The sequence below is a fragment of the Pseudomonas fluorescens genome (genome assembly GCF_902497855.1).
GTDB lineage: Bacteria > Pseudomonadota > Gammaproteobacteria > Pseudomonadales > Pseudomonadaceae > Aquipseudomonas > Aquipseudomonas fluorescens_BI.
Window position 1 is genome coordinate 426934 of sequence record NZ_CABVHU010000002.1, and the last position, 25207, is coordinate 452140.

23 protein-coding genes and 1 pseudogene are annotated in these 25207 nt (G+C 59.7%); 13 read left to right on the plus strand and 11 right to left on the minus strand.

The features are described 5' to 3' along the window. The first annotated feature begins 2 nt into the window (after positions 1-2). Both F8N96_RS06830 and F8N96_RS06835 read left to right on the plus strand, forming a co-directional pair. Positions 3-818 carry a sugar phosphate isomerase/epimerase family protein gene (locus F8N96_RS06830; protein WP_150797166.1) on the plus strand — a complete coding sequence of 272 codons (816 nt, stop codon included), beginning with the start codon at positions 3-5 and terminating at the stop codon, positions 816-818. 189 nt (positions 819-1007) lie between these two features. Next, on the plus strand, positions 1008-1886 hold the full coding sequence (locus F8N96_RS06835) for a DMT family transporter (RefSeq protein WP_150797167.1): 879 nt from the start codon (positions 1008-1010) through the stop codon (positions 1884-1886). A gap of 134 nt (positions 1887-2020) precedes the next feature. Here the strand turns inward: F8N96_RS06835 and F8N96_RS06845 are convergent, their stop codons facing one another. Further along, positions 2021-3355: an MFS transporter gene (locus F8N96_RS06845; RefSeq protein WP_150797168.1), complete on the minus strand. Its 1335-nt coding sequence runs from the start codon at positions 3353-3355 to the stop codon at positions 2021-2023. A 572-nt stretch (positions 3356-3927) separates the two neighbouring features. Between F8N96_RS06845 and quiC the strand changes: the two genes are divergently transcribed. Together quiC and F8N96_RS06855 are read left to right on the plus strand one after the other, a co-directional pair. Continuing rightward, positions 3928-5829 carry a 3-dehydroshikimate dehydratase QuiC gene (gene quiC / locus F8N96_RS06850; RefSeq protein ID WP_150797169.1) on the plus strand — a complete coding sequence of 634 codons (1902 nt, stop codon included), beginning with the start codon at positions 3928-3930 and terminating at the stop codon, positions 5827-5829. Between the two features lie 102 nt (positions 5830-5931). Further along, on the plus strand, positions 5932-6609 hold the full coding sequence (locus F8N96_RS06855; protein ID WP_150797170.1) for a TetR family transcriptional regulator: 678 nt from the start codon (positions 5932-5934) through the stop codon (positions 6607-6609). Positions 6610-6685: 76 nt separating this feature from the next. Here the strand turns inward: F8N96_RS06855 and F8N96_RS06860 are convergent, their stop codons facing one another. From F8N96_RS06860 to F8N96_RS06880, 5 genes are all read right to left on the minus strand, one after another. Beyond that, a complete protein-coding gene (locus F8N96_RS06860) occupies positions 6686-7540 on the minus strand; it encodes a shikimate dehydrogenase (protein ID WP_150797171.1) in 855 nt (284 codons plus the stop codon). A 5-nt stretch (positions 7541-7545) separates the two neighbouring features. Continuing rightward, complete coding sequence (gene aroQ / locus F8N96_RS06865) at positions 7546-7986, minus strand: type II 3-dehydroquinate dehydratase (protein WP_150797172.1); 441 nt, start codon at positions 7984-7986, stop codon at positions 7546-7548. Between the two features lie 324 nt (positions 7987-8310). Then, a complete protein-coding gene (locus F8N96_RS06870) occupies positions 8311-9222 on the minus strand; it encodes a LysR family transcriptional regulator (protein WP_150797173.1) in 912 nt (303 codons plus the stop codon). A 168-nt stretch (positions 9223-9390) separates the two neighbouring features. Continuing rightward, positions 9391-10470, minus strand: coding sequence for a tRNA (uridine(54)-C5)-methyltransferase TrmA (gene trmA, locus F8N96_RS06875; protein WP_150797174.1), 1080 nt, complete (start codon positions 10468-10470; stop codon positions 9391-9393). After that, positions 10467-11762, minus strand: a complete 1296-nt coding sequence (locus F8N96_RS06880) for an NCS2 family permease (protein ID WP_150797175.1) — start codon at positions 11760-11762, stop codon at positions 10467-10469. The genes trmA and F8N96_RS06880 overlap by 4 nt, the downstream gene beginning before the upstream one ends. Positions 11763-11984: 222 nt before the next feature. On the opposite strand from F8N96_RS06880, the gene F8N96_RS06885 reads away from it, so the two are divergent. Both F8N96_RS06885 and F8N96_RS06890 read left to right on the plus strand, forming a co-directional pair. Further along, complete coding sequence (locus F8N96_RS06885) at positions 11985-12425, plus strand: DUF4879 domain-containing protein (protein WP_150797176.1); 441 nt, start codon at positions 11985-11987, stop codon at positions 12423-12425. Positions 12426-12492: 67 nt separating this feature from the next. Next, positions 12493-13044 (plus strand): DJ-1 family glyoxalase III, encoded by a 552-nt coding sequence (locus F8N96_RS06890; RefSeq protein WP_150797177.1) that lies wholly within the window; start codon positions 12493-12495, stop codon positions 13042-13044. A 15-nt stretch (positions 13045-13059) separates the two neighbouring features. Here the strand turns inward: F8N96_RS06890 and F8N96_RS35310 are convergent. Then, positions 13060-13161 (minus strand): annotated as a pseudogene (locus F8N96_RS35310) (addiction module antidote protein, HigA family); the annotation flags it as partial. Positions 13162-13280: 119 nt separating this feature from the next. Here F8N96_RS35310 and F8N96_RS06900 point away from each other — a divergent pair. The 3 genes from F8N96_RS06900 to F8N96_RS06910 are packed head-to-tail and all read left to right on the plus strand — an operon-like array spanning position 13281 to position 16997. Next, entirely contained in the window at positions 13281-13814 is a 534-nt protein-coding gene (locus tag F8N96_RS06900) for a (2Fe-2S)-binding protein (RefSeq protein ID WP_150797178.1), read from the plus strand. Continuing rightward, positions 13811-14803 carry an FAD binding domain-containing protein gene (locus F8N96_RS06905; RefSeq protein WP_150797179.1) on the plus strand — a complete coding sequence of 331 codons (993 nt, stop codon included), beginning with the start codon at positions 13811-13813 and terminating at the stop codon, positions 14801-14803. Before F8N96_RS06900 ends, F8N96_RS06905 begins: the two co-directional genes overlap by 4 nt. Beyond that, positions 14796-16997: a xanthine dehydrogenase family protein molybdopterin-binding subunit gene (locus F8N96_RS06910; RefSeq protein WP_150797180.1), complete on the plus strand. Its 2202-nt coding sequence runs from the start codon at positions 14796-14798 to the stop codon at positions 16995-16997. The genes F8N96_RS06905 and F8N96_RS06910 overlap by 8 nt, the downstream gene beginning before the upstream one ends. Here the strand turns inward: F8N96_RS06910 and F8N96_RS06915 are convergent. Beyond that, complete coding sequence (locus tag F8N96_RS06915; protein ID WP_150797181.1) at positions 16994-18232, minus strand: MFS transporter; 1239 nt, start codon at positions 18230-18232, stop codon at positions 16994-16996. The genes F8N96_RS06910 and F8N96_RS06915 overlap by 4 nt on opposite strands. A gap of 360 nt (positions 18233-18592) precedes the next feature. On the opposite strand from F8N96_RS06915, the gene F8N96_RS06920 reads away from it, so the two are divergent. The 3 genes from F8N96_RS06920 to F8N96_RS06930 are packed head-to-tail and all read left to right on the plus strand — an operon-like array spanning position 18593 to position 21265. Next, positions 18593-20035 (plus strand): cytochrome ubiquinol oxidase subunit I, encoded by a 1443-nt coding sequence (locus F8N96_RS06920; protein ID WP_150797182.1) that lies wholly within the window; start codon positions 18593-18595, stop codon positions 20033-20035. A 3-nt stretch (positions 20036-20038) separates the two neighbouring features. Then, positions 20039-21046 (plus strand): cytochrome d ubiquinol oxidase subunit II, encoded by a 1008-nt coding sequence (gene cydB / locus F8N96_RS06925; RefSeq protein ID WP_150797183.1) that lies wholly within the window; start codon positions 20039-20041, stop codon positions 21044-21046. A gap of 51 nt (positions 21047-21097) precedes the next feature. Beyond that, the gene (locus tag F8N96_RS06930; RefSeq protein ID WP_064680606.1) at positions 21098-21265 is read left to right on the plus strand and encodes a DUF2474 domain-containing protein; all 168 of its coding nucleotides are present in this window, start codon (positions 21098-21100) and stop codon (positions 21263-21265) included. Positions 21266-21340: 75 nt separating this feature from the next. Here F8N96_RS06930 and F8N96_RS06935 read toward each other — a convergent pair whose 3' ends face one another. Together F8N96_RS06935 and F8N96_RS06940 are read right to left on the minus strand one after the other, a co-directional pair. Beyond that, positions 21341-22465 (minus strand): methyltransferase, encoded by a 1125-nt coding sequence (locus tag F8N96_RS06935; protein ID WP_150797184.1) that lies wholly within the window; start codon positions 22463-22465, stop codon positions 21341-21343. 178 nt (positions 22466-22643) lie between these two features. Next, positions 22644-23375, minus strand: a complete 732-nt coding sequence (locus F8N96_RS06940; protein WP_150797185.1) for a helix-turn-helix transcriptional regulator — start codon at positions 23373-23375, stop codon at positions 22644-22646. A 321-nt stretch (positions 23376-23696) separates the two neighbouring features. Between F8N96_RS06940 and F8N96_RS06945 the strand changes: the two genes are divergently transcribed. Beyond that, positions 23697-24473, plus strand: coding sequence for a ferredoxin--NADP reductase (locus F8N96_RS06945; RefSeq protein WP_150797186.1), 777 nt, complete (start codon positions 23697-23699; stop codon positions 24471-24473). Positions 24474-24628: 155 nt separating this feature from the next. Here the strand turns inward: F8N96_RS06945 and mscL are convergent, their stop codons facing one another. After that, positions 24629-25045, minus strand: a complete 417-nt coding sequence (gene mscL, locus F8N96_RS06950; RefSeq protein WP_150797187.1) for a large-conductance mechanosensitive channel protein MscL — start codon at positions 25043-25045, stop codon at positions 24629-24631. Between the last annotated feature and the right edge of the window lie 162 nt (positions 25046-25207).

The following is a 25207-nucleotide window of genomic DNA, read 5'->3' on the forward strand; positions in this document are numbered from 1 at the left end:
ACATGAGTGAACGGATCCTTTCCCTGGCGAGTCTGACGGTACTGGAGTTGTCACCGCCAGAAATGGTCGAGGTCGCGGCGCGAGCAGGCTACAGTCATGTGGGACTACGGCTGGTACCGGCGACACCTGAAGAGCATCACTTTGCGCTGGTCGCCGATAATGATTTACGGCGCAGGACTATGGAACGTTTGCGCGATACCGGCATTCGTGTGCTGGATGTGGAAATCCTGCGGCTCAAGCCGGACACGGTCGTCGCTGGTTTCGAGAAGATTCTGGCCGTAGGCGCCGAATTCGGTGCGACTGAATTACTGGTGGCGGGTAACGATTCTGACGAGCAGCGGCTCACCGAAAATTTCGCAAGACTCTGTGACCTGGCGGCACCTTACGGCCTTCATCCGCACCTGGAATTCATGCCATGGACCGATGCACGCAATCTCGAACAAGCGGTGCGTATCGTTGAAAAGGCCGATCGAGGAAACGGAGGGGTGTTGGTGGACGCGTTTCATTTCGACCGTTCGCAGTCGCGGCTGGAAGATCTGGCCAGGGTTGCCCCGTCACGGTTACGGTATGCCCAGTTGTGCGACGTCGCGGGGCCGCGGCCGACGGACATGGCGGAGATTCTGCGCCAGGCACGTAATGAGCGGCGTTTTCCGGGGGACGGTGATTGTGATCTGGCGGGGTTGTTGCAGTGTCTTCCAGCCAATATTGCATTGAGCCTGGAGATCCCCACCGTGCAGTTGCTGGAGCAGGGCGTGAGTGGGTTACAACGGGCGCAGATGGCGCTGGATAAAACCCGTGAACTGTTGGCGCGGCTGTAAGCGGTGCTGCGGCGGGCAAGCCCTTGTAGGAGCGAGCTTGCTCGCGATGGACATCAGTGCGACGCGTTTGTCCAGAAGTACGCGTTATCGTTAACGTCCATCGTCGGAACGCCGCCCGGAGCAAGCTCGCTCCTACAATCGGCATTATGGCTTGCCCGCGAAGCTTTTGACTTTAAGTAAGGACACCCAATGACCCTCAGCACCCCGCTTTCCGGCGTCAATCAGCCCTTCAAGGGGATCATGCTGATCGTTGTCGCGACCTTTCTGTTTTCCAGCCATGACGCGTTGTCGAAATTTCTTTCAGGGTTCTACCCGATCATCATGGTGGTCTGGGCCCGATACCTGGTTCACACCTTGTTGATGGCCGGGATTTTTCTGCCGCAATCCGGGTTGAGTGTCCTGCGGACCAGGCGGCCGTTACTGCAGTTGCTCAGGGCATTGTGCCTGCTGGGCACCAGTTTGTTTTTCACCACCGGTTTGCAGTACATCCCGCTGGCCGAAGCCACGGCAGTCAACTTTCTGGCCCCGGTCCTGGTGACCGCACTGTCGGTGCCGTTGCTGGGCGAGCACGTCACCCGTGGCCAATGGATCGCGGTGATATGCGGATTTATCGGCGTAGTGATCATTGTCCACCCCGGCGGCGACCTGTTCACGCCAGCCGTGTTGCTGCCGCTCTGCTCGGCGCTGTTTTTCTGCTTCTATCAATTGCTCACCCGCAAGCTCAGTAATATCGACAGCCCCACCACCAGCAACTTCTTCGCCGGTCTATGCAACACCCTGGTGATGAGCGCGCTGGTGCCGTTCTTCTGGCAGATGCCGAGCCTTGGGCATGGTTTCATGATGGTGGCACTGGGGGCTTGCGGGATGACGGCGCATCTGTTCCTGACCCAGGCTTTCCGCTACGCCGCGCCCGCCCTGCTGGCGCCGTTCGGCTATTGTCAGATTGTCTTTGCCGGGTTGCTGGGCTGGTTGCTGTTTGCCCACACGCCGACCCTGACCACCGTGATCGGGATCGCGGTAATTTGCTGCAGCGGGTTGGCGGCGGCTTGGCAACAGAGTCGTCGGTAAAACGGCGAACGACCTGTGTAGGAGCAAGCTTGCTCGCGATGGTCGTCAACGATAACGCTGCGAGCCTGACACCCCGCAACGTTCTCAAGTCCATCGCGAGCAAGCTCGCTCCTACACAGGCAGGTTCCAGGGTATCAATCGGTCACGGTAGGAATCTTGCGCGGTGCCATGAAATACATCCAGATCAGCGCGATGAAGTACATCGCCGGAATCATGGTGAACAGCACGGTGTAATTGTTGTTGGTGATGGTCAGGATGTGCCCGACCAACTGGGTCATGAACATCCCGCCGATGGCGGCGCACATGCCGCCGAAACCGAACACCGTACTCATCATGTGCTTGGGTGTGTAGTCCATGACCAGGCTCCAGATGTTCGCCGTCCAGGCCTGGTGCGCACCGATGGCCAGGGAAATGGCGGCCACGGCAACCCACAGATTGCTTGAACCGGCTGCCATGATCACGCCGATGATGCAGCAGGCGAACAGGAACATGGACAGCAGTCGCGCCTTGATCGGGTTCATTCCGCGGCCAATCAGGAACGAGGAGAGTACTCCGCCGCCGACGCTGCCGAAGTCGGCGGTCAGGTAGATGATGATCAGCGGGATACCCATCTGGGTCACGTTGATCCCCAGGTTGTATTGCTGATTCAGGAACGGCGGCAGCCAGTAGAGGTAGAACCAGAACACCGGCGCGGTGATCGAGTAGGCGAGGGCGAAGGCCCAGGTGCCACGCATGCGCAGGATTTTCGAGAACGGCACGCGGGTCTGTTCCGGTTCTACTTCGTTCTGGATGTAGTCCAGTTCCGACTGTTTAACGCTTGGGTGATCTTCCGGGTTGAAGTACTTCAAGCCCCAGAACAGCAACCAGATCCCGCCCAGTGCCGACATGCACAGGAACGCTGCCTGCCAGCCCCACACATGGAGGATCAGCGGCAGCAGCATCGGCGTGAACATCGCGCCGACGTTGGTACCGGCATTGAAGATACCGGTGGCCACGGCACGTTCACCGGCCGGGAACCACAACCGCGTGGTTTTCACGCAGGCCGGGTAGTTGGCAGCTTCGGTCAGGCCCAGGATGAAGCGGCAGACCATGAAACCGACCGCCGATGTGGCCAGGCCATGGGCACCTGTGGCCAGGCTCCAGAGCAGTACCGCGCAGAAGAACACGCGTTTCACGCCGACCCGGTCGATCAGCCGGCCTTGCAGCACAAAACCGATGGCGTAACCGACCTGGAACCAGAAGTTGATGTTGGCGTAGTCCATCGCCGTCCAGCTCATTTCCTTGGCCAGGATCGGCTGCATCACGCCCAGTGCGGCGCGGTCGATGTAGTTCAGGGTGGTGGCGAAAAACACCAGCGCCAGCATGCCCCAACGGGTTTTGCCGACCGCCATGGCGCCGCGGATCTTGTCGCCGATGCCGCCGGCGGTGCCGATGGCCGGAGCCATGCGTGAACTCTGAGAAGGAATCATCTGTGCCATCCGTTCAATGAGTGACAAGCGAAGCTCGTCGGGACTTCAAGGGCGCGTGATCAATCGGGGGCGATAGACGCGGGGCGATTGATCGGCTGAGGTGCTTTGGTCGGCTGACGAAAGCGCGTTATTCAGCGAGCGGCACGGTAGGCCTGAGACGCGAGAGGTTCGGATGAATGCCAGGCAGGGCGTATGGGAGATTGAGCGAGGGATCAAGGCGTTTGAATGAGCGCATGAGCGTGTACCCGTTTTTTTGAAATTTTTATGTGGTGTTCAGGGTCTTCTGGTGACTGAGACCGGGTTCATGACCGGACTCAATGTGATGTCGATGTTGCGCATTGGACAAAAAATCGTCAATTCGCTAACAGCCATTGTGTTCGATAATCGCACGCAAAACTAACTGGGTAGTACACTTTAAATTGCTGTGTGGGATCACGCAGCCAATAATTCACTGTAGGAGCCCGGCTTGCCGGCGATGGCGGCCGAACGATCGCCATCGCCGGCAAGCCGGGCTCCTACAGAAAGCGAGTGATGCCTCTAACAAAACTGTCTCCACCACCGGGAGTCGAAACATGCAGCGTTCCATCGCCACCGTGTCCTTGAGCGGTACCCTGCCGGAAAAACTCGAAGCCATTGCCGCCGCCGGTTTTGATGGCGTGGAGATTTTCGAGAACGACCTTCTCTATTACGATGGCAGCCCGCGGGAGATCAGGCAGATGTGCGCCGATCTCGGGATCGCCATCACCCTGTTTCAACCGTTCAGGGATTTCGAAGGCTGCCGCCGCGACCGGCTGCCGCGCAATCTGGAACGGGCCGAGCGCAAGTTCGACTTGATGCAGGAACTGGGTACCGACCTGGTGCTGGTGTGCAGCAACGCTTCGGCCGAGTCCATCGGTGATGAACAGATTCTCGTCGACGACTTGCGCCTGCTGGCGGAACACGCCGGCGCCCGTGGCCTGCGGATCGGCTACGAAGCGCTGGCCTGGGGCCGGCATGTGAACACTTGGCAACAGGTGTGGAACATCGTCCGTCAGGCGGATCACCCGAATCTGGGCGTGTTGCTGGACAGTTTCCATACGCTCTCGCTCAAGGGCGATCCGAGCGCGATCGCCGAGATTCCCGGCGACAAGATTTTCTTTGTGCAAATGGCCGACGCACCGATCCTGGCCATGGACGTGCTGGAGTGGAGCCGGCACTTCCGTTGTTTCCCGGGCCAGGGCGAATTCGATTTGCCAGGTTTCCTCGCTCCGATCATCAAGAGTGGCTACACCGGGCCGTTGTCGCTGGAGATCTTCAACGATGGTTTTCGCGCGGCACCGCCCCGGGCCAACGCCGCCGACGGCCTGCGGTCCTTGCTGTACCTGGAGGAGAAAACCCGCGAGCGTCTGGCGCAGGAAGCCACAACCCCGGCCAACGTCGATATCCTGTTCGAGACGCCTGAGGCCTGCGAATACAACGGCATCGAATTTCTCGAGTTCGCGGTGGACGAAAGCCTGGGGGCCAAGCTATCCCATTGGCTGGAGCGGCTCGGTTTCGTCAAGGCCGGGCAGCACCGCTCCAAGAGTGTGAGTCTGTTGCGCCAGGGCGATATCAACCTGATCCTCAACTCCGAGCCTTATTCGTTCGCCCACAGCTTTTTCGAAGCCCATGGGCCCTCGCTGTGCGCCACCGCGGTGCGCGTCAAGGACAGCGCCAGCGCACTGGCCCGGGCCGTGGCTTACAAAGGTCAGCCGTATCGCGGACTGGTCGGCCCCAACGAACTGGAACTGGCCGCCGTACGCGCACCGGATGGGAGTCTGATTTATCTGGTCGACCAGCACGCCGACGTCTATGGCACCGACTTCAATCTGCAGCCAACCGCCGCGACTAGCGGCGGTCTCAAGCGCATCGACCACATGGCGATGGCGTTGCCGGCCGACAGCCTGGACAGCTGGGTGCTGTTTTATAAGAGCCTGCTGGATTTCGAAGCGGACGATGAAGTGGTGCTGCCCGACCCCTATGGCCTGGTGAAGAGCCGGGCGTTGCGCAGCCGCTGCAGCTCGATCCGCTTGCCGCTGAATATTTCCGAGAACCGCAACACCGCGATTTCACACGCGCTGTCGAGCTATCGCGGCTCGGGCGTGCACCATATCGCGTTTGATTGCGACAATATCTTTGCCGAGGTCAGTCGTGCGAAAGAGGCAGGCGTTCCGTTGCTGGATATCCCCCTCAATTATTACGATGACCTGGCCGCGCGCTTCGATTTCGACGACGAGTTCCTCAGCGAGCTGGCGTATTACAACGTGCTTTACGATCGCGATGCCCAGGGCGGTGAGCTGTTCCATGTGTACACCGAACCGTTTGAAGGACGGTTCTTCTTTGAAATCATCCAGCGCAAGAATGGCTACGCCGGTTACGGTGCGGCCAACGTGGCGGTGCGGCTGGCAGCCATGGCCAAATCCCGCAGCGGTGCCATCCGTCAGGCAAAGTTGTAGGAAATTCGTAAACGCGGAGTTAATCCGCTGCCGCACGGCTTCCTTCACTGTGCGGCGCGGCCCATAATCGCCAGCCTGTGCAGTGATGGCCGTGAGCCCGCAATGACAATAACTTCAGAACTCTCAGCAGCGCCCGACGAACCAATTGCAGAGCCTCGCAAGAGTCGCAAGAACAATCCGGAAAAAACCCGCGAGAACATTCTGCAAGAAGCCATTGTAGAGTTCGTCCAGCAGGGGCTTTCCGGCGCTCGCGTCGATGCGATCGCCGAGCGTATCCACACCTCCAAGCGCATGATCTATTACTACTTCGGCAGTAAGGAACAGCTCTACGTCGAGGTGCTGGAGAAACTCTACGGCGATATTCGCAGCACCGAAAACCGTCTGCACCTGGCTGAGCTGGCGCCGGTGGAGGCGATTCGGCGGCTGGTCGAGTTCACCTTCGATCACCATGACCGCAACGTCGATTTCGTGCGTATCGTCTGCATCGAGAACATTCACAACGCCGACTATGTGAAGCGCTCCGATGCGATCAAGGCGATGAACAACACCATCCTCGATTCACTGGGCGATATTTTGCGGCGCGGGGCCGAGGAGGGCGTGTTCCGTGCAGGGCTCGAGCCGTTGGATGTGCACCTGCTGATCAGTTCGTTCTGCTTCTATCGCGTGTCGAACCGCCATACGTTCGGTGAGATTTTCCAGATCGACTTGCCGGACGAAAGCATCAAGCAGCGTCATCGGGAGATGATCTGCGAGTCGGTTTTGAGATATCTGCAGGCCTGACGCCTTCGCGGGCAAGCCTCGCTCCTGTAGGAGCGAGGCTTGCCCTTGTAGGAGCGAGGCTTGCCCGCGAAGCTTTTCAGCCATTCATGCTCTGAAAATGCGCCAGCATCCGCTGTGCATCCGGCACGATGCCGCTGAACAATTCAAACGCTTTCACCGCCTGAAACACCGCCATGTTGCCGCCATCCAGCGTCCGGCAACCCAAGGCGCGGGCGTTGCGCAGCAGTTCGGTTTCCAGCGGAAAATAGACGATCTCCGCTACCCACAGCTCTCCTCGCAACATCTCCACAGGCACCGGCGTGCCCGGCAGTTTTTGCATGCCCATGGGCGTGGTGTTCACCAGACCGTCGGCCTCGGCCAGGGTGCCCTGCAGATCATGCCCGGCGACCGCGCGGCCAGCACCGAAGTGTTGATTGAGGTTGTTTGCCAGCGACTGCGCGCGCCGGGTATCCACATCAAAAATGCTGAGCAGCTGCACACCTTCGCTCAATAACGCATGGGCCACCGCTGCGCCTGCGCCACCTGCGCCCATTTGCACCACGCGCTCTAGGGCCACGCCCTGCAAACCACGGCGGAAACCTTCGGCAAAGCCCAGGCAATCGGTGTTATGGCCGACGCGTTTGCCGTCCTTGAGTACCACGGTGTTGACGGCGCCGATGCCGCGGGCTTCCGGCGACAGTTCGTCGAGCAGCGGGATGATGGTCTGTTTGCACGGAAACGTGATGTTCAGACCGGTGAAGTTCATGCGCTCGGCTGCCAACAACAGGTCGGGCAGGGCACTGCTGTCGAGTTTCAACGGGTCAAGGTCGATCAGGCGATAGAGGTAGCGCAGACCCTGGGCATCCCCTTCATGCTCGTGCAGCGCCGGGGTACGGGAAGCCTGGATGCCGGCTCCGATCAGTCCGGCCAGTACGGTAGTGTTCTTGATCATGACGTTCACCCCTTCAACCGCAGGCTGAAATGTTCCAGCGCCAGGCGATAACCGTGGCTGCCGAAACCGGCCATTACGGCGGTGGCAATGGCTGAAACGAAACTGTGGTGCCGGAACGGCTCGCGGGCATGGACGTTGGAGAGGTGGACTTCGATCACCGGCAGTTCGCTGGCGACCAGGGCATCGCGGATCGCCACCGAGGTGTGGGTCCAGGCCGCCGGGTTGATGACGATTCCAGCGCAACGGCCGCGGGCGGCGTGAATCCAGTCGAGCAGTTCGCCTTCATGATTGGTCTGGCGAAACTCCACCGCCAGTCCGAACTCTTCGGCGGCACGTGCGCACAATGCCGAAACGTCGGCCAGGGTTTCGTGACCGTATGTTGCCGGTTCACGGGTGCCGAGCATATTCAGATTGGGGCCGTTGAGCACCAGGACGATAGGGGGCATCGCTTATCTCCACTTATTATTTTTGGAATCGGCCGAGCGTTTCGGCCTGTGGAGATAAAATGTACTGAATGGTTAATTTGGTCAATTGCAGAGACAGCGCCTGCGGTTTTTGTGTGCGGTGATCGAACATTGGAAAGATCGTGGGGTGTGCGGGATTGAAGTCTGGCGCAAAACCTGTAGGAGCTGGCTTGCCAGCGAAAGCGGTGGGTCAGTCAACATATTTATCGCTGAACGGACGCCTTCGCTGCGGTGCGGCGATCCGACAAGCCAGCTCCTACAGGAGAACGCATTCCAAATGTGGAGCTGCCGCAGGCTGCGATATTTTCAGCGCGGAAGATGCTCGACCAGAAAATCGATGAAAGCCCTCAATCGCAGGGGCATATGGCGACTTTGCGGGTAGAGCAGAGTGAATGGCCGCGAACGCCCGCCGTAAGGCTTCAGCACTTCCACCAGCGAACCATCGGCCAGTTCGTTTTCGACGATGAAGCGATACGTCTGAAACAGCCCCGCCCCATGTTTGGCCAGGGTCACGCCACCGAGCACGTCGTCGGAACAACTGAGGCTGCCCTCGGCAAGAATCTCTCGCTGCACACCGTTTTCGTTGAACAACCAGGCAATGCGCCGGCCGCTGCTGGGCAGTTCGTACTGAATGCATTCATGCTGCGCCAGGTCGTCCAGGGTTTGCGGGGTACCGACGCGTTTCAGGTAGTCGGGACTGGCGATCATCACCAGCGTTGCGTCTTCCAGGTGACGGGCGATGAGGCCGGAATCCGGAATCGCGCGCACGCGGATGGCCATGTCATAGCCTTCGCCAACGAAATCAATGTTGCGATTGCTGATGTGCGACTCGACTTTCACCGCCGGGAAGCGTTGCCGAAACGCCGGCAGCAACGGCAGGATGCGGTGATGGGCATAGGTGGTGGGGATACTGATGCGCAAGGTGCCGGAAGGCTCCTGCTGCTGGCCCATGACCTCGCGCTGGGCCTCGACCAGTTGCGCCAGCGCCTGACGACACTCCTCGTAATACCGTCGGCCGCTGTCGGTCATTTTTACGCTGCGAGTGGTGCGCGCAAACAGCCGGACGCCCAGGCGTTCCTCCATGCGCGACACCGATCGGCTCACGGCTGCCGGCGTCACGCCCGCCACCAGCGCGGCAGCGGTGAAGCTACCCGCTTCGGCGGCCAGGCAAAACAGCTCGATGCTGCCCAGTTGAAGATCGTCGAATTGACGCTGCATGATTGATTACACCAGGGATCAAATGGAGTGGTTGATACTGTGTTTATCAAATTCCGCCACACAAATACAGGGCATCTGGACTGGCTGCCCGGTTCGGACAAATCGGCATTTTGAGCGCCCACAAAAAAGCCGTCGTGATGACGGCTGATTCGTATGGGGCAATGGCAATCAACGACGAGTCAACAACACTCCGGATTCCATATGATGGGTCCACGGGAACTGGTCGAACATCGCGCAACGGGTGATGCGATGGGTGTCGTGCAGTTGGGCGATGTTGGCCGCGAGGGTTTGCGGGTTGCAGGAAATATAGAGGATGTTATCGAAGCGCCGGGTGAGCTCGCAGGTGTCCGGGTCCATGCCGGCACGCGGCGGGTCGACGAAGACGCTACCGAACTCGTAGCTTTTCAGATCGATGCCGTGCAAACGACGGAACGGGCGCACTTCGTTCAACGCCTCGGTCAGTTCCTCGGCGGACAGACGCACCAGGGTGACGTTATCCACCGCGTTATCGCTGAGATTGCTCAGTGCCGCATTGACCGAGGACTTGCTGATTTCGGTGGCCAGCACCTTACGCACGCGGGTCGCGAGCGGCAGGGTGAAGTTGCCGTTGCCGCAGTACAGTTCCAGCAAATCGTCAGATCGATCACCCAGCGCGTCATAGGCCCAGTTGAGCATCTTCTGGTTCACGGTGCCGTTGGGCTGGGTAAACGCGCCTTCCGGCTGGCGGTAGCTGAACGTGCGGCCACCGACCTCCAGTTTCTCGATCACGTAATCATGACCGATGACTTCGCGCTTGCCCTTGGAGCGGCCGATGACGCTGACATTCAGCTCGGCTGCCAGTGTCGAGGCGGCTGCGTGCCAGTGCTCGTCCAGCGGACGGTGATAGCACAGCGTGATCATTGCATCGCCGGCCAGGGTGGTCAGGAACTCCACCTGGAACAACTTGTGACTCAAGGCTGAGCTGGCCTGCCAGGCTGCCTTGAGCTGCGGCATCAACTGATTGATGCGCACGCTGGCGATCGGAAATTCTTCGATCAGAATCGGCGTGCGTTTGTCTTCCAGGGAAAACATCGCGTAGTGACGCTCGCCGGCTTCGCGCCACAAGCGAAACTCTGCGCGCAGGCGGAAGTTCTGCAGCGGCGAGTCGAACACGGCAGGTTCTGGCGCATCGAACGGGGCCAGCAGATCACGCAGGCGCGTGACCTTTTCTTCGAGCTGAACGGCGTAAGCCTGGGTATCAAAAGTCATGCGTTGAACCAACCCAATTTGATCACGAACAGAATCGACAGGATCACCAGCGCCGAATTCAACTCACGGCCGCGACCGGACAGCAGTTTGATCGCGGTCCAGGAAATGAAACCGAAGGCGATGCCGTTGGCGATGGAATAAGTGAATGGCATGGCCAGGGCAGTGACCACGACCGGTGCAGCAACGGTGATGTCGTCCCAGTCTATTTCGGCCAGGCCGGATGTCATCAGTACCGCGACGAACAGCAGGGCAGGTGCCGTGGCAAACGCCGGAACACTGGCGGCCAATGGCGAGAAAAACAACGCCAGCAGGAACAGGACCGCAACCACGACAGCGGTCAGGCCGGTGCGGCCACCGGCGCTCACGCCAGCAGCCGATTCGATGTAGCTGGTGGTCGTTGAAGTCCCCAGCAGGGAACCGGCCATGGCCGCCGTACTGTCGGCAATCAGGGCGCGCCCCATTTTTGGCATGTGGCCATCTTTGCTCATCAGGCCGGCGCGCTTGGCCACACCAATCAGGGTGCCAGAGTTATCGAACAGGTCGACGAACAGAAACGCGAAAATCACGCTGACCAGACCGATGTCCAATGCGCCCTTGATGTCCAGTTGCAGGAAGGTCGGCGCCAGCGACGGTGGCATCGACATGACACCGCCGAACGGGGTAAAGCCCATTGCAATGGAGGTGATAGTCACCGCCAGAATGCCGATCAGCACGGCGCCGCGCACCTTCAGGGCTTCGAGGGCGACGATCAGGGCAAAGCCCAGGGTGGCGAGGATCGGTGCCGGTTGCTTGAGGTCGCCGAGGCCGAGCATGGTCGCCGGGTTGCTGACGACGATGCCGGCGTTGTGCAGGGCGATCAGCGCCAGGAACAGGCCGATACCGGCGGCAATGGCCGAACGCAGGGGCAACGGGATGCTGTTGACGATCCATTCACGGATACGGAAGATCGAGAGCAGGAAGAACATCACCGCCGAGATGAACACCGCGCCCAGCGCTACTTGCCAGGTGTGACCCATGTTCAGGACCACGGTATAGGTGAAGAAGGCGTTCAAGCCCATGCCCGGCGCGAGAGCGATCGGGTAGTTGGCGATCAGGCCCATCACGGTGGAACCGATGGCGGCTGCCAGGCAGGTCGCGACGAACACCGCACCCTTGTCCATGCCAGTTTCGCCAAGAATGCTCGGGTTGACGAACAGAATGTAGGCCATGGCCAAAAAGGTCGTGACGCCCGCCAGAATCTCGGTCCGCACGTTGGTGTTATGTGCCTTGAGTTGAAACAGCCTTTCCAGCATGTCTGCTCCCCGTGGCGCGCCAGGCGCCGTGAATGTATCGACTTCAACAGCAAAGCACAGACCACCGCAGGCGCCCGGTAATTTGCTGCAGGTCGGAAAAAGCCGCGCATCATACCAGCAGCGTGGGGTTATGGCTGCTTATGGCTGCGATCGTCGTCGATGTTTTGCGTTAAAGCCCAATGAGCCATACTGCGCGCTGCTTTGGGGGGACTTATGTATTGCATGGAAAAAGGGCTGGTGACCGGATTCTTGATGGTCCTGTTCGCGGGGGCGCCAATCGCCTCGGCTGCATCGGCGCCGCCGTTGAGTCAGGTGCAGGTGCTCAAGGTCGAGTCGCCGGGCTGTGGTTTTGAAAGCATTGCACAGGGGCAGGAACAGACTCGCTGTGATCACAGCGGTGCGAACATCAGGGTCTACGTGCTGGAAGTCGGCTACGGTCGTGGGGCGCACGTCGGGCTGGACGGTTTTGAGGTGAACGGCACCCGAACCCCGATATGTGCTTTTGATAATGGCAACCTGACCGAATGCACCGTAGGGAAAAAAACGGTCGGTTATTTGTATGTCTTCGATCTGGCGGGCAAGCAGGAGGGAACCTTCACCTTCAGCAATACCTCGATCAACGCCCCGGGCAACACCTTATCGACGCAGCTTTACATCAAGTAGCGGCAGGCTCGAACGAGCGCGGGGAAAGCTGGACTACGCTTTAAGGATCATTCAGCGGACTGTGCCCATGACTTCAAGAGCTCTGATTACCCTCGCCGAGGGCATCGATGACCTGCAAGCAGTGACCCTGATCGATGTGCTGCGCCGTGCCAACGTCGAGGTGGTGGTGGCCAGCATCGAGGGGCGGCGCATGCTTACCTGTGCCCGTGGCACCCGAGTGACGTCCGACGCGATGCTGGTGGACTTGCTGGCCCAGCCGTTCGATCTGATCGTACTCCCCGGTGGGGCCGTGGGTGCGCAACATCTGGCGGCGCATCAACCCTTGCAACAATTGGTCAAGGATCAGGCGGCGGCCGGGCGCCTGTTCGCGGGCATCGCCGAGTCCCCGGCACTGGCGCTGCAAGCCTTTGGCGTCCTGCGCCAACGACGCATGACCTGCCTGCCATCGGCCAGCCATCAACTATCGGGTTGCAACTTCATCGACCAGCCGGTGGTCGTCGATGGCAACTGCATCACCGCCCAGGGCTCGGGTGCCGCACTGGCGTTTGCCCTGACGCTGGTGGAGCAACTTTGCGGCAAGGCCACGCGGACTGTGGTGGCAGGGGAATTGGTGGTATAGAGGATCAGGCGTGGAGGGTTCGATGACCGGTTGCCCACGGTGCTTCGCTTGCCAGAGGTCGTAGTCGGTTTGCACCCCCAGCCAGAACCGCGCCTTGCCGATACCCTCGCGTGGGATTCAGCTGTTTCCTGCGCTCATCAATTCCCTTGAACACTCTCACCTTTCCCGAAGTCGTACCCCATATGACGGCGGTTTGCGAAAACGCCGCGAACGTACGACCAAATCGTGAGGTGTTTATGAGCGCGACCACTCCCGACGCTGCGCAGCCGTCATTCGCCCGTCTCCCGCTGAATCTGAGCCTCAATGGTCAGCACCGTCAGCTCGAAGTCCTGCCCTGGACCACATTGCTGGACTTGCTGCGTGAGCAACTGGACCTGGTGGGCACGAAAAAAGGCTGCGACCACGGGCAATGTGGCGCTTGCACGGTGTTGCTCAATGGCAAGCGAGTGAACGCCTGCCTGACGCTGGCGGTGATGTGCGGCGGTGCCGAACTGGTCACGGTCGAAGGCCTGGCCAACGGTGATGAACTGCACCCGATGCAGCGTGCCTTCATCAAGCATGACGCCTTTCAATGCGGCTATTGCACGCCAGGGCAGATTTGCTCGGCGGTGGGACTGGCTAATGAAGGCCGAGCGCGGACCTGCGAGCAGATTCGGGAAGGGATGAGCGGTAACCTCTGCCGCTGCGGTGCCTACAACAACATTCGCGATGCCGTCGAGGAGGCGCTTCCCGCTTGCCGGCAAGGTGTCGGGCAAGGAGGTGGCCTATGAATCCTTTCCACTACAGCAAGCCGGATTCGGTGCAGGATGCCGTACATCTCGCAGGTCCCTCCTCGCGTTTCATCGCGGGCGGTACGAATCTGCTGGATCTGATGAAGGAAAACGTCACCCGACCCGAGCACCTGATCGATATCACCGGCCTGCCCCTGCGTGAAGTCAGCGAAACGGAGAAGGGAGGATTGATGATCGGCGCCCTGGTCAGCAACGCCGACCTGGCCTGGCACCCCTTGATCGAGCAACGTTACCCGCTGTTGTCCCAGGCCATCCTGGCGGGCGCATCGCCGCAATTGCGTAATATGGCGAGCACGGGCGGCAATCTGCTGCAACGTACCCGTTGCTATTACTTCTACGACGCCAGCGTGCCGTGCAATAAACGCGAGCCCGGCAGCGGTTGCCCGGCTCGGGATGGTCTGAATCGAATCCACGCCATCTTTGGCGCCAGTGCGCAGTGTGTCGCCACCCATCCATCAGACATGTGCGTGGCCCTGGCGGCGCTGGAGGCGGTGGTCCATGTGCAGGGTCGTGGTGGTGCGCGCAGCATCGAGTTTGCCGATTTTCACCGTCTGCCCGGGGAGGCTCCGGAGCGTGATAACCAATTGGCCGACGATGAGCTGATTACGGCCATTGAACTGCCCGCTGCCGGTTTCGCCGAGTACAGTCATTACCTGAAGATTCGCGATCGCGCGTCCTATGCCTTTGCGCTGGTTTCGGTGGCCGCGGCGTTCGAGATGACCGGGCCCGTCATTCGTGAAGCGCGGCTGGTCCTCGGTGGCGTGGCGCACAAACCCTGGCGCGACAAGGCCGTCGAAAGCTGGCTGGCGGGCAAGGCGCCCAGCCGTGAAACCTTCACTGCCGCCGCCGATACCCTGCTGCAAAACGCCGAACCGCTGGAGCACAACGCGTTTAAAGTCAAACTGGCGCGGCGGGCCATCGTCCGCGCCCTGAGCGATGCCGCGCGGGGAGGGCACTCCGATGAATAAATTCACGCAACCCATGGGCCAGCCGCTGGATCGAGTCGATGGCCAGCTGAAAGTGACCGGGCAGGCACGGTACGCGGGCGAGTTTCCCGAGGAAGGCCTGCTTCACGGCAGCGTTGTTTCCAGCACCATCGCCAGGGGGCGGGTGGTCCGGATTGATGCGTCGAAGGCATTGGCGCTGCCTGGTGTGATCGCGGTCATCGATCACACGAACCGGCCGAAAATCGCCAGCTACGACGAGCCCTACGAGGACGCCGACGCGGCAGAAGGTTCGCCGTTCCGCCCCTTGTACAACGACCGGGTTCTATACAGCGGCCAACCTCTGGCGCTGGTGATCGCCGATAACCTTGAACTGGCGCGGTATGCCGGTTCACTGGTGGTGATCGAATACGAATCTGAAGAGCATCAGACCGATCTGCTGACGCTGCAAGGTGAAGCCCGCGAGGCCCCCGCCGAACTGCCCAAACCCCGTGGGAATTTTCAGGAGGAATTTGCCGGCGCGGCCATCAGCCTGGACCTGAACTACAGCACGCCGATCGAACATCACAACCCGATGGAGCCGCATGCCAGCACTGTCCTGTATCAGGCCGATGGCAGCCTGCACATCCACGACAAGACCCAAGGTACGCAGAACTGTCAGTCCTATGTGCAAAAGGTCTTTGGACTCGAGAAACAGCAAGTCAGAATTTTCGCGGCTTATGTCGGCGGCGCGTTCGGCTCGGGATTGCGCCCGCAATATCAACTTGTACTGGCGGTGATGGCGGCGCTGTCGCTCAAGCGCTCGGTGCGTGTGACGCTGACCCGGCAGCAGTTGTTCACGTTCGGCTACCGACCCCGCACGTTGCAGCGTCTGCAAATAGGAGCGGCAGCCAATGGTCGTCTGCTGGCGATCGCCCATACCGCCATTGGCCAGACCTCCAGATTCGAAGATTTCACCGAGCATGTGGTGGAGTGGAGCGGCATGCTCTATCACTGCGACAACGTGCAGTTGACCTACAAATTGCTGCCGCTGGATGTGTTCACGCCATTGGACATGCGCGCGCCGGGTGCGGCGCTGGGGCTGATCGGCCTGGAGTGCGCCATGGATGAACTGGCCTGCGCCCTGGCGATCGACCCTCTGCAGTTGCGCCTGACCAATTATGCCGAACGCAATCAGAACGAAGACAAACCGTATTCCAGTAAGGCGCTGCGCGAGTGTTATGCCCAAGGCGCCAAGCGCTTCGGCTGGGAACAGCGCAATGCCGAACCCCGCAGCATGCGCCAGGGCCGGCAGCTGGTTGGCTGGGGCATGGCCGGTGGTGTCTGGGAGGCCATGCAGCAGAAGGCCAGTGCCAAAGCCAGTCTCGATCACCACGGCAAACTGACGGTCAGCAGTGCAACGACAGACATCGGCACCGGCACTTACACGGTGATGACGCAAATCGCCGCGCAGGCCTCGGGCGTTCCGGTGAAGGATGTTACCTTTATCCTCGGCGACTCCTCATTGCCGACAGCGCCGTTACAGGGAGGATCGTTCACTGTCTCGTCAGTGGGCACCGCGGTGCAGCAGGCCTGCGAAGCATTAAAGGAAAAGCTGCTGGCAATCGCCCGGCAGACATCTGCGGCGTTCGCTGGCGTGACCTCGGAGCAGGCGGTTTTCGAAGAAGGGCATGTGTCCTTCGGCGAGGCACGGGTGGCATTGGCCGAGCTGGCACGGGACAGCGGGGAAGAGGTGATTGAGGTCCAGGTGGATGCCGAGCCCGACAAGAAACGCGAAGCCTATGCCACCGCGACTCACTCGGCGGTGTTCGTCGAGGTATTGGTCGACGAGGACCTGGGCATCGTCAAGGTCAACCGGGTGGTCAGTGCGATTGCCGCAGGCCGGGTGGTCAACCCGAAAATGGCCCGCAGCCAGATCCTTGGTGGGGTCGTCTGGGGCATTGGCATGGCCTTGCACGAAGAGACTCAAACCGACCACGCGCTGGGCCGTCACATGAACCACAGCCTGGCCGAATACCACATCCCGGTAAACGCCGACATCGGCGACATTGACGTACTGTTTGTCGAAGAACACGACGAGATCGTCAACGCCCTGGGTTCCAAGGGGGTGGGCGAAATCGGCATCGTCGGGGTGGCGGCAGCCGTGGCCAATGCCATCTACCACGCCACCGGCACACGGGTGCGGGATTTCCCGATCACCTTGGACAAACTGCTTTAGGCCCGGGCTTCTTCCGCCGGCACATGCATGCGGTCGCGGTTGGCCAAGGTCGGAAACAGCTTGATCCAGACCCCGGTCACCACCAGCGTGCCGATGCCGCCCATGACCACCGCCGGCACCGTGCCGAACCAATGGGCGGTCAGGCCGGATTCAAACTCGCCCAACTGGTTCGAGGCGCCGATGAACAGGCCGTTCACGGCGCTGACCCGGCCGCGCATTTCGTCCGGGGTTTCCAGTTGCACGAACGAGGCGCGGATCACCATGCTGATCATGTCCGCGGCGCCCAGTACCACCAGGACCGCGAGGGAAAACCAGAAGGACGTCGACAGGCCGAACGCAATAGTCGCCACGCCAAACACGCCCACCGCGGTGAACATCACTCGTCCGACCTTGCGATCCACGGAAAACCGCGCCAGCCAAAGCGACATCAGCAGCGCCCCCACCGCCGGGGCTGAACGCAACAGGCCCAGGCCCCAGGGGCCCGTCAACAGAATGTCCTTGGCGAACACGGGCAGCAGCGCAGTCGCGCCACCGAGCAGCACTGCAAACAGATCCAGGGAAATCGCCCCGAGGATATCCGGACGGCTACGAATGAAGCGGATGCCTGCCAGCAACGAATCCAGGGTGGCCTTGCCCTTGTTCAGCGGTGTCTGCCGGCCGGGCAGGTTGAGCATCAGTCCACAGGCGATGACGTAGAGGATCACGGTCGGCCCATACACCCAGACACTGCCGAAGGCGTAGAGCAAGCCGCCGAGGGCCGGGGCGACGATGGTCGCCGATTGTTGGGCGGACTGGGCGGCCGCGACGGCACGGGGAAACAACGCGCTGGGCACGATGCTTGGCAACAGGGCCTGGGTGGTCGGCATTTCGAAGGAACGTGCGGCACCGAGCAGGAACGCGAGGATGAAGATCATTTCCCGGGTGACATGATCGGTCGCACTGCCGATGGCCAGGGACAGGGCGATCAGGGCTTGCAGGGACTGGCAGATTGCCGCGACCTTGCGCCGGTCATAACGGTCCGCGACATGCCCGGTATGCAGCATGAACAGCACCCGCGGGGCAAATTCCACCAGGCCGACCAGGCCCAGGTCGAGCACATTGCCAGTCAGCTGATACAGGTTCCAGCCGATGGCCACGGTGAGCATCTGAAAGCCGCTGGCGGTAAACACCCGGGCCAGCCAGAACGCGATGAAAGGGCGGTGATGACGTAACAGCAAGGGCGCTTGGCTGGGCATCGGAGGGCAAATCCGGGCAAAGGGAAGGGCGAGATTATCACCAACCTGTAACCAGAAGTTGCAAGGCTGGAAGATTTAGTTAGCTAGACACCGATATGTCTGGCCCGGGTCAGTGAGGCAACCTGTCACGCGGCAAAAGACCACAGCGTCCATCGCCAAAAAGCGGACTACTCTTTCAACGTTGCTTGATCCAGATCAAGACCCTTGGTGGAAATGATCCGGTGGCCAGATGGCCAGACTCCCTACGTTGTGATGTTTGCAAAAAAAGAACGAATTCGAATTCGCCACACTCCATATCCGTGGGGGCAGTGGGTGCAGGCCGCAGGCCTTCAGCCGGTATTACCTGACAGAGGAAGACTTATGTTCGGTTTGGAGGCTCTTGATCTCGCCCGAATCCAATTCGCGTTCACCATCTCGTTCCACATTCTGTTCCCGGCCATCACCATCGGCCTGGCGAGTTACCTGGCGGTGCTCGAAGGGCTGTGGCTGAAAACCAACAACAACACGTATCGCGACCTTTACCACTTCTGGTCGAAGATCTTTGCCGTCAACTTCGGCATGGGCGTGGTCTCGGGGCTGGTCATGGCCTATCAGTTCGGCACCAACTGGAGCCGTTTCTCGGACTTCGCCGGTGCCGTGACCGGGCCGTTGCTGACGTACGAGGTGTTGACGGCGTTCTTCCTCGAAGCCGGTTTCCTGGGGGTGATGCTGTTCGGCTGGAACAAGGTCGGGCGCAACCTGCACTTCTTCTCGACGGTCATGGTCGCCATTGGCACCCTGATCTCGACCTTCTGGATTCTTGCCTCCAATAGCTGGATGCAGACGCCGCAGGGCTACGAAATCGTCAATGGCCAGGTGATTCCGGTGGACTGGCTGGCGGTGATCTTCAACCCGTCGTTCCCCTACCGCCTGATGCATATGGCGACGGCAGCATTCGTCGCGACCGCATTTTTCGTCGGCTCCTCGGCGGCCTGGCATTTGCTGCGCGGCAAGGACAACCCGGCGATCCGCACCATGCTCTCGATGGCCATGTGGATGGCCCTGATCGTGGCGCCCATCCAGGCGGTCATCGGTGACTTCCACGGGCTCAACACGCTCAAGCATCAGCCGGCGAAAATTGCCGCGATCGAAGGTCACTGGGAAAACCATGGCGATGAGCCGACCCCGCTGATTCTGTTCGGCTGGCCGGACATGAAAGAAGAGCGGACCAAATTCGCGGTAGAAATTCCGTACCTGGGCAGCCTGATCCTGACTCACTCACTGGACAAGCAGGTGCCGGCGCTCAAGGAGTTCCCGCCTGAGGATCGGCCGAATTCGACCATCGTGTTCTGGTCGTTCCGGGTCATGGTGGGGCTGGGCATGCTGATGATCTTTACCGGTCTGTGGAGCCTGTGGCTGCGCAAAAGCGACAAGCTGTATACCTCGCGACCGTTCCTGTACCTGGCGTTGTGGATGGGGCCGTCTGGCCTGATCGCGATCCTCGCCGGTTGGTTCACCACTGAAATCGGCCGTCAGCCGTGGGTGGTCTACGGCCTGATGCGCACGGCGGATGCCTCCTCCAATCACAGCTTCATGCAGATGAGCATCACGCTGGTCCTGTTCGTGGTGGTGTATTTCGCGCTGTTCGGTGCCGGTCTGGGCTACATGATGCGCCTGGTGCGCAAAGGGCCGAAGATCGACGAAGGCAAGGAAACCAACGAAGGGGGCCCTGGCCAGAAACGCACACCGGCTCGTCCGCTGTCCGCTGCCGACGAAGACAACGACGACGCTGACAACCGCTCCAGCCTGACCAAGGAGATTTGAATCATGGGTATCGATCTTCCGCTGATCTGGGCCGTGATCATCATCTTCGGCATCATGATGTACGTGGTCATGGACGGCTTCGATCTGGGCATTGGCATTCTCTTCCCGTTCATCAAGGGCAAGACCGACCGTGACGTCATGATGAACACTGTCGCGCCGGTCTGGGACGGCAACGAAACCTGGCTGGTTCTGGGGGGGGCGGCGTTGTTTGGCGCGTTCCCGCTGGCCTATTCGGTGGTGCTCTCGGCCTTGTACCTGCCGCTGATTTTCATGCTGATCGGCCTGATTTTCCGGGGCGTGGCCTTCGAGTTCCGCTTCAAGGCCAAGGACCACAAGCGCCACCTCTGGGACAAGGCGTTCATTGGCGGCTCGATTGCCGCCACGTTCTTCCAGGGCGTGGCGCTCGGTGCGTTCATTGATGGGTTTCCGGTGGAAAATCGTCAGTTCGCCGGTGGCTCGCTGGATTGGCTGACGCCGTTCACGATGTTCTGCGGTGCGGCGCTGGTGGTGGCTTATGCGCTGCTCGGATGCACCTGGCTGATCATGAAAACCGAAGGCAAACTGCAAGAACAGATGCATGACCTGGCGCGGCCACTGGCGTTCGTGCTGCTGGCAGTGATCGGTATCGTCAGCATCTGGACGCCATTGGCTCACGCCGACATCGCCGCTCGCTGGTTCAGCCTGCCAAACCTGTTCTGGTTCCTGCCGGTGCCGATCCTGGTGCTGGTGACCCTGTACGGATTGATTCGCGCCGTGGCCCGCAATGCGCATTACACGCCGTTCCTGCTGACACTGGTGCTGATTTTCCTCGGCTACAGCGGTCTGGGTATCAGCTTGTGGCCGAACATCGTGCCGCCCTCGATCTCGATCTGGGACGCCGCAGCCCCGCCACAAAGCCAGGGCTTCATGCTGGTGGGAACGTTGTTCATCATCCCGTTCATCCTGGGGTACACCTTCTGGAGCTACTACGTGTTCCGGGGCAAGGTCACCCACGAAGATGGCTACCACTAGAGGTAATGGCGCAGGCCTGATACCTGCGCCGTTTCAGAGGAGATCACGATGATGGCAGGCAAACATTCCTTGCAGGAAATCGAAGCAGCAGAGAAAAAGCCGCTGTGGCAACGACTGGGCTGGCTGGCGATGATCTGGACCGGCAGCGTCGTGGCGCTATTTATCGTCGCCAGCCTGATGCGCATGTTCATGAACGCCGCGGGCTTGTCGACTCACTGATTGCGCAACATCCCGTCCCGTTGCCTTGCGGCGCGGATTTTCAACCCTCCACCAGCGGAGGGTTTTTCTTCGGGATTATTTTCGGGCCTTGAGGATCACGAACTTGGGCGTGGCGGCCACTTGTTCGACTCCGCGAAACAGGCGCGCGAGCTTGCTGTGATAACCCAGGTGACGGTTGCCGACGATGTACAACGCGCCGCCCACCACCAAGGCTTCACGTGCCTGTTGGAACATCCGCCAGGCCAGGAAGTCGCCGACCACTTGTTGCTGGTGAAACGGCGGGTTGCACAGCACCACGTCCAGAGACTGGGGTTCCTGCCCGGCCAAACCATCGCCGGCACGCACGATGACTGGCCGATCACCCAGCGCCTTGTGCCAGTTCTCGGTCGCCGATTGCACGGCCATGAACGACTCGTCCACCAGCGTGTAAAGGGCTTCAGGGTTTTGCAGGGCGCTGGCAATGGCCAGAACACCGTTACCGCAACCGAGGTCGGCGACCCGTGCCGCGCCGAGGTTCCTGGGCAAGTGCGGCAGAAAGGCCCGCGTGCCGATATCCAGCCCTTCACGGCAGAACACGTTGGCATGGTTGAGCAGTTCGATCGCAGGTTCGTCGAGTCGATAGCGAGTCGGGTAGGGCGAGACAGCGGGCACTTTGGCCTCAGCGTCAGCGATCAACAGCCGGGCTTTCTTCACCGCCAGCGAGGCGTGCACCGGCCCGATGTAACGCTCCAGCAGATCGCCCGCCGCGCGGGGCAGATGCTTGATCATGGCGCCGGCAATCACTTGGGCGCCCGGTGCCAACTGGCCCTGCAGGCGGATCAGTTGCTCCTCCAGCAAGGCCAGGGTTTTCGGCACCCGGATCAATACCCGGTCAAACGGACCCGTGAGCGCTTCGCTGGCAGGGACGCTCGGCACCGCATCAAATGCCTCGCCATTTCGGATCAGATTCTTTTCCAGCCCTTGAAAGGCCAGGAATGAATCGCCGCTGCTGATCACCCGGACCTTGCCCTGCAGACTGGCGGCCAATGCGCCGAAGCTGTCGTTGAGCACCAGCACTCGAGAGTCTGCGCCCGGTTGCTGTTCGGCCAGATAAGTGAGCAGGTATTCATCCGCGGCATCAAACGCCTGCAGCGGTTCGTTCTGCTGTTCGGGCTGGCGGATCAGGTCAAGTCGGGCGAAGGGTGTTTCGAGCAAGGGCATGGTGCGGGGACTCTGGGAAATCAACAGGGGCAATCAACAGGTCTCCCGCGACCCGGGGGGCTTTTGTAGCGCGCGAGACCATCCGAGCGTACTTCGTCGTGAGCTTCGCACGTCATCACTCAGGAAGGACCGCAAATGGTACGTTTTTTTCTTTTGGATTACTCGCAAGTTTTATCAATCATCGCATCGTATTGCTACTGAGATAGCCTTCCTTGGTTGCGGTGATGACTGCCGCAATCTTGTTGTTGACGCGGAGTTTCACAATCGCGCTCTGCACATGAAAATTGATGGTGCGTGGGCTGAGGTTGAGAATTCTGGCGCTCTCATAAGCAGTCTTGCCATCGGCTGCCAGTTTCAACACGTCGATTTCCCTGTCGGACAAATGTGAAGCGGGCGGTGCCGTGGCTTTTTTTGGCAAGGTCTGCGAGATCAAGGCATGCAGATGGCGGCCCATGAAGACTGAAAAGCCGAGATGTTCATATAGCTCGAACGCAGTGATCGGGCAATGGCTTCTAGCCAGGCTCAGAATGCTGCAAAACTCGCGGTCCTCGTCATGAATGGCGTGTGACCAGCCGTGCTGCAGGCCCTGGGTTTCAAGCGCTTCCCACAGTGTTGGAACGGTAGCGAAGAGCTCTTCACTCCAAAGAACCGGCAATGTGGAATGATTGCAATGAGCCACTACTGGATCGATTGCTCTCATTTGTTTCTGTTCGTATTCCTTGTTCCAGGCCGCAGGGTAGTTATTGATCTTGATAGTGTCGTATTGGTCGAGGCTGGTTTTATAAGTTGTTGAAAATGCGAAAAATTTGAATCCTATATTTTTCGCGAAACCAAGTGCGATGCGGTAGGCGGTATCAATCTCCGTTGTGCACGACAGTTGGTTTAATTGTGACTCCATCCACCTTTCCATCATGGGTCTCCATTATTATCGGGGTTGGCGCCAAATTGGATCCGAGATCCGGCACGCACCGAGTGTAGGACGAATCCTACTGCGCGGTGAGAATTTTTAGATTGCTGGTACATTAAAAACTAAATATCCAGTTCTAATACAACACGGAGGTAAATGACGCGTTTAATATGATTTGACTGTTACTGCGTGGACGCAGGGAGTTGTGAAAAAATTGTGAAAACGTGTAATCAATTCTCGTTAATAAAAGGCACTACAAATCGTCGGTGTTTAATGGTCTTGTTTTGCGGGACACTGGACGCTATCAGTTGTAGGGAGCGATCCATGACCGCCAGTGTAGAAAAATTCACGCGCCAGACCTTGCTCGACGTTCAGCCGTTGACCCCCAACCTGTTTACCCTGCGGACCACCAGGGATCCGGGGTTTCGCTTTCGAGCGGGGCAATTCGCCCGGTTAGGCGTGACCAAGGCTGACGGCAGCACGGTATGGCGCGCTTACTCCATGGTTTCGTCACCCTATGACGAATTCCTTGAGTTCTTCTCGATCGTGGTGCCGGGGGGTGAATTCACCAGTGAACTGAGCCGGCTGGAAGTCGGCGATACGCTGTTGGTCGACCGTCAGGCCTTTGGCTACCTGACACTGGATCGCTTTATCGACGGGCGTGACCTCTGGTTGTTGTCCACAGGCACCGGCCTGGCACCGTTCCTGTCGATTCTGCAGGACTTCGAGGTCTGGGAGAAATTCGAGCGAATCATCCTGGTCTACAGCGTGCGCGAAGCCCGGGAACTGGCTTATCAGGCGCTGATTGCAGGCTTGGCGCAGCGTGACTATTTAGCTGAGCACGCGCACAAGTTGCGGTTCATCGCCACTGTTACTCGCGAACAGCACCCTGGCGCCTTGAGTGGCCGGATCACCACGCTGATTGAAAATGGAGAGCTGGAGCAAGCGGCCGATGTGACGCTGACGGCCGAGCATTCGCGGGTCATGCTCTGCGGCAACCCGCAGATGATCGATGACACGCGAACATTGCTTAAACAGCGTCACATGCACTTGAGTCTCAGCCGGCGACCTGGACAGGTTGCGGTGGAAAACTACTGGTAAAAAACGGCGCCTGCAAGAGCGAGCTTGCTCGCGATGGACTAAAGAGCGCCGCGTTTAACCAATAAGCACGCGTTATCGTTAACGTCCATCGCGAGCAAGCTCGCTCCTACAGTGGGCCGCATTACGCCAGAAGGCGCCATTTTTCAATGCCCACATCACGAAGGTCGATTGTTCTGGGACTTCAGCAGGTCGCGGATCTCGCCCAGCAGCTCTTCTTCCTTGGTCGGGACCGGCGGCAGGGTTGGCGCAACGGCTTCTTCGCGCTTCAGGCGGTTGATGGCTTTGACGCCGAGGAAGATCGCGAAGGCGATGATGATGAAGTCGATCAAGCTCTGGATGAATTTGCCATACGCCAGCACCACCGCCGGGGCATCCCCGTTGGCGGCCTTGAGTGTGATGGCCAGGTCGCTGAAATCCACCCCGCCGATCAACAGGCCGATGGGTGGCATGATCACGTCACCGACGGCCGACGAAACGATCTTGCCGAAGGCGGCACCGATGATGATACCGACAGCCATGTCGACCACATTGCCTTTGACCGCGAAGGCCTTGAACTCACTGATCACGCCCATGGGTTATTTCCTTGTTCCGGATGAGGTAGGTGCCAGCAGTGTAATTCAGCCAAATGCTTCTTGTCCGAAACACCTGCTTACAATGCTGGTCTGTTATCGACCGGGTTGTTGGTGAAAAGTTTACAAAGTGCCATCATTTGTAAGCCGGCGGAACCCGTGGAA

Excerpts from the sequence above, each read along its gene's own strand:
- F8N96_RS06835 (WP_150797167.1), top strand. The coding sequence starts at position 1,008 with ATGACCCTCAGCACCCCGCTTTCCGGCGTCAATCAGCCCTTCAAGGGG.
- F8N96_RS06855 (WP_150797170.1), top strand. The coding sequence starts at position 5,932 with ATGACAATAACTTCAGAACTCTCAGCAGCGCCCGACGAACCAATTGCA.
- F8N96_RS06935 (WP_150797184.1), bottom strand. The coding sequence starts at position 22,465 with ATGCCCTTGCTCGAAACACCCTTCGCCCGACTTGACCTGATCCGCCAG.
- F8N96_RS06915 (WP_150797181.1), bottom strand. The coding sequence starts at position 18,232 with ATGCCCAGCCAAGCGCCCTTGCTGTTACGTCATCACCGCCCTTTCATC.
- F8N96_RS06945 (WP_150797186.1), top strand. The coding sequence starts at position 23,697 with ATGACCGCCAGTGTAGAAAAATTCACGCGCCAGACCTTGCTCGACGTT.
- F8N96_RS06880 (WP_150797175.1), bottom strand. The coding sequence starts at position 11,762 with ATGCTGGAAAGGCTGTTTCAACTCAAGGCACATAACACCAACGTGCGG.
- mscL (WP_150797187.1), bottom strand. The coding sequence starts at position 25,045 with ATGGGCGTGATCAGTGAGTTCAAGGCCTTCGCGGTCAAAGGCAATGTG.
- F8N96_RS06845 (WP_150797168.1), bottom strand. The coding sequence starts at position 3,355 with ATGATTCCTTCTCAGAGTTCACGCATGGCTCCGGCCATCGGCACCGCC.
- F8N96_RS06900 (WP_150797178.1), top strand. The coding sequence starts at position 13,281 with ATGAGCGCGACCACTCCCGACGCTGCGCAGCCGTCATTCGCCCGTCTC.
- quiC (WP_150797169.1), top strand. The coding sequence starts at position 3,928 with ATGCAGCGTTCCATCGCCACCGTGTCCTTGAGCGGTACCCTGCCGGAA.
- F8N96_RS06890 (WP_150797177.1), top strand. The coding sequence starts at position 12,493 with ATGACTTCAAGAGCTCTGATTACCCTCGCCGAGGGCATCGATGACCTG.
- aroQ (WP_150797172.1), bottom strand. The coding sequence starts at position 7,986 with ATGCCCCCTATCGTCCTGGTGCTCAACGGCCCCAATCTGAATATGCTC.
- F8N96_RS06830 (WP_150797166.1), top strand. The coding sequence starts at position 3 with ATGAGTGAACGGATCCTTTCCCTGGCGAGTCTGACGGTACTGGAGTTG.
- F8N96_RS06870 (WP_150797173.1), bottom strand. The coding sequence starts at position 9,222 with ATGCAGCGTCAATTCGACGATCTTCAACTGGGCAGCATCGAGCTGTTT.
- F8N96_RS06920 (WP_150797182.1), top strand. The coding sequence starts at position 18,593 with ATGTTCGGTTTGGAGGCTCTTGATCTCGCCCGAATCCAATTCGCGTTC.
- F8N96_RS06860 (WP_150797171.1), bottom strand. The coding sequence starts at position 7,540 with ATGATCAAGAACACTACCGTACTGGCCGGACTGATCGGAGCCGGCATC.
- F8N96_RS06940 (WP_150797185.1), bottom strand. The coding sequence starts at position 23,375 with ATGGAAAGGTGGATGGAGTCACAATTAAACCAACTGTCGTGCACAACG.
- F8N96_RS06885 (WP_150797176.1), top strand. The coding sequence starts at position 11,985 with ATGGAAAAAGGGCTGGTGACCGGATTCTTGATGGTCCTGTTCGCGGGG.
- cydB (WP_150797183.1), top strand. The coding sequence starts at position 20,039 with ATGGGTATCGATCTTCCGCTGATCTGGGCCGTGATCATCATCTTCGGC.
- F8N96_RS06910 (WP_150797180.1), top strand. The coding sequence starts at position 14,796 with ATGAATAAATTCACGCAACCCATGGGCCAGCCGCTGGATCGAGTCGAT.
- F8N96_RS06905 (WP_150797179.1), top strand. The coding sequence starts at position 13,811 with ATGAATCCTTTCCACTACAGCAAGCCGGATTCGGTGCAGGATGCCGTA.
- trmA (WP_150797174.1), bottom strand. The coding sequence starts at position 10,470 with ATGACTTTTGATACCCAGGCTTACGCCGTTCAGCTCGAAGAAAAGGTC.
- F8N96_RS06930 (WP_064680606.1), top strand. The coding sequence starts at position 21,098 with ATGGCAGGCAAACATTCCTTGCAGGAAATCGAAGCAGCAGAGAAAAAG.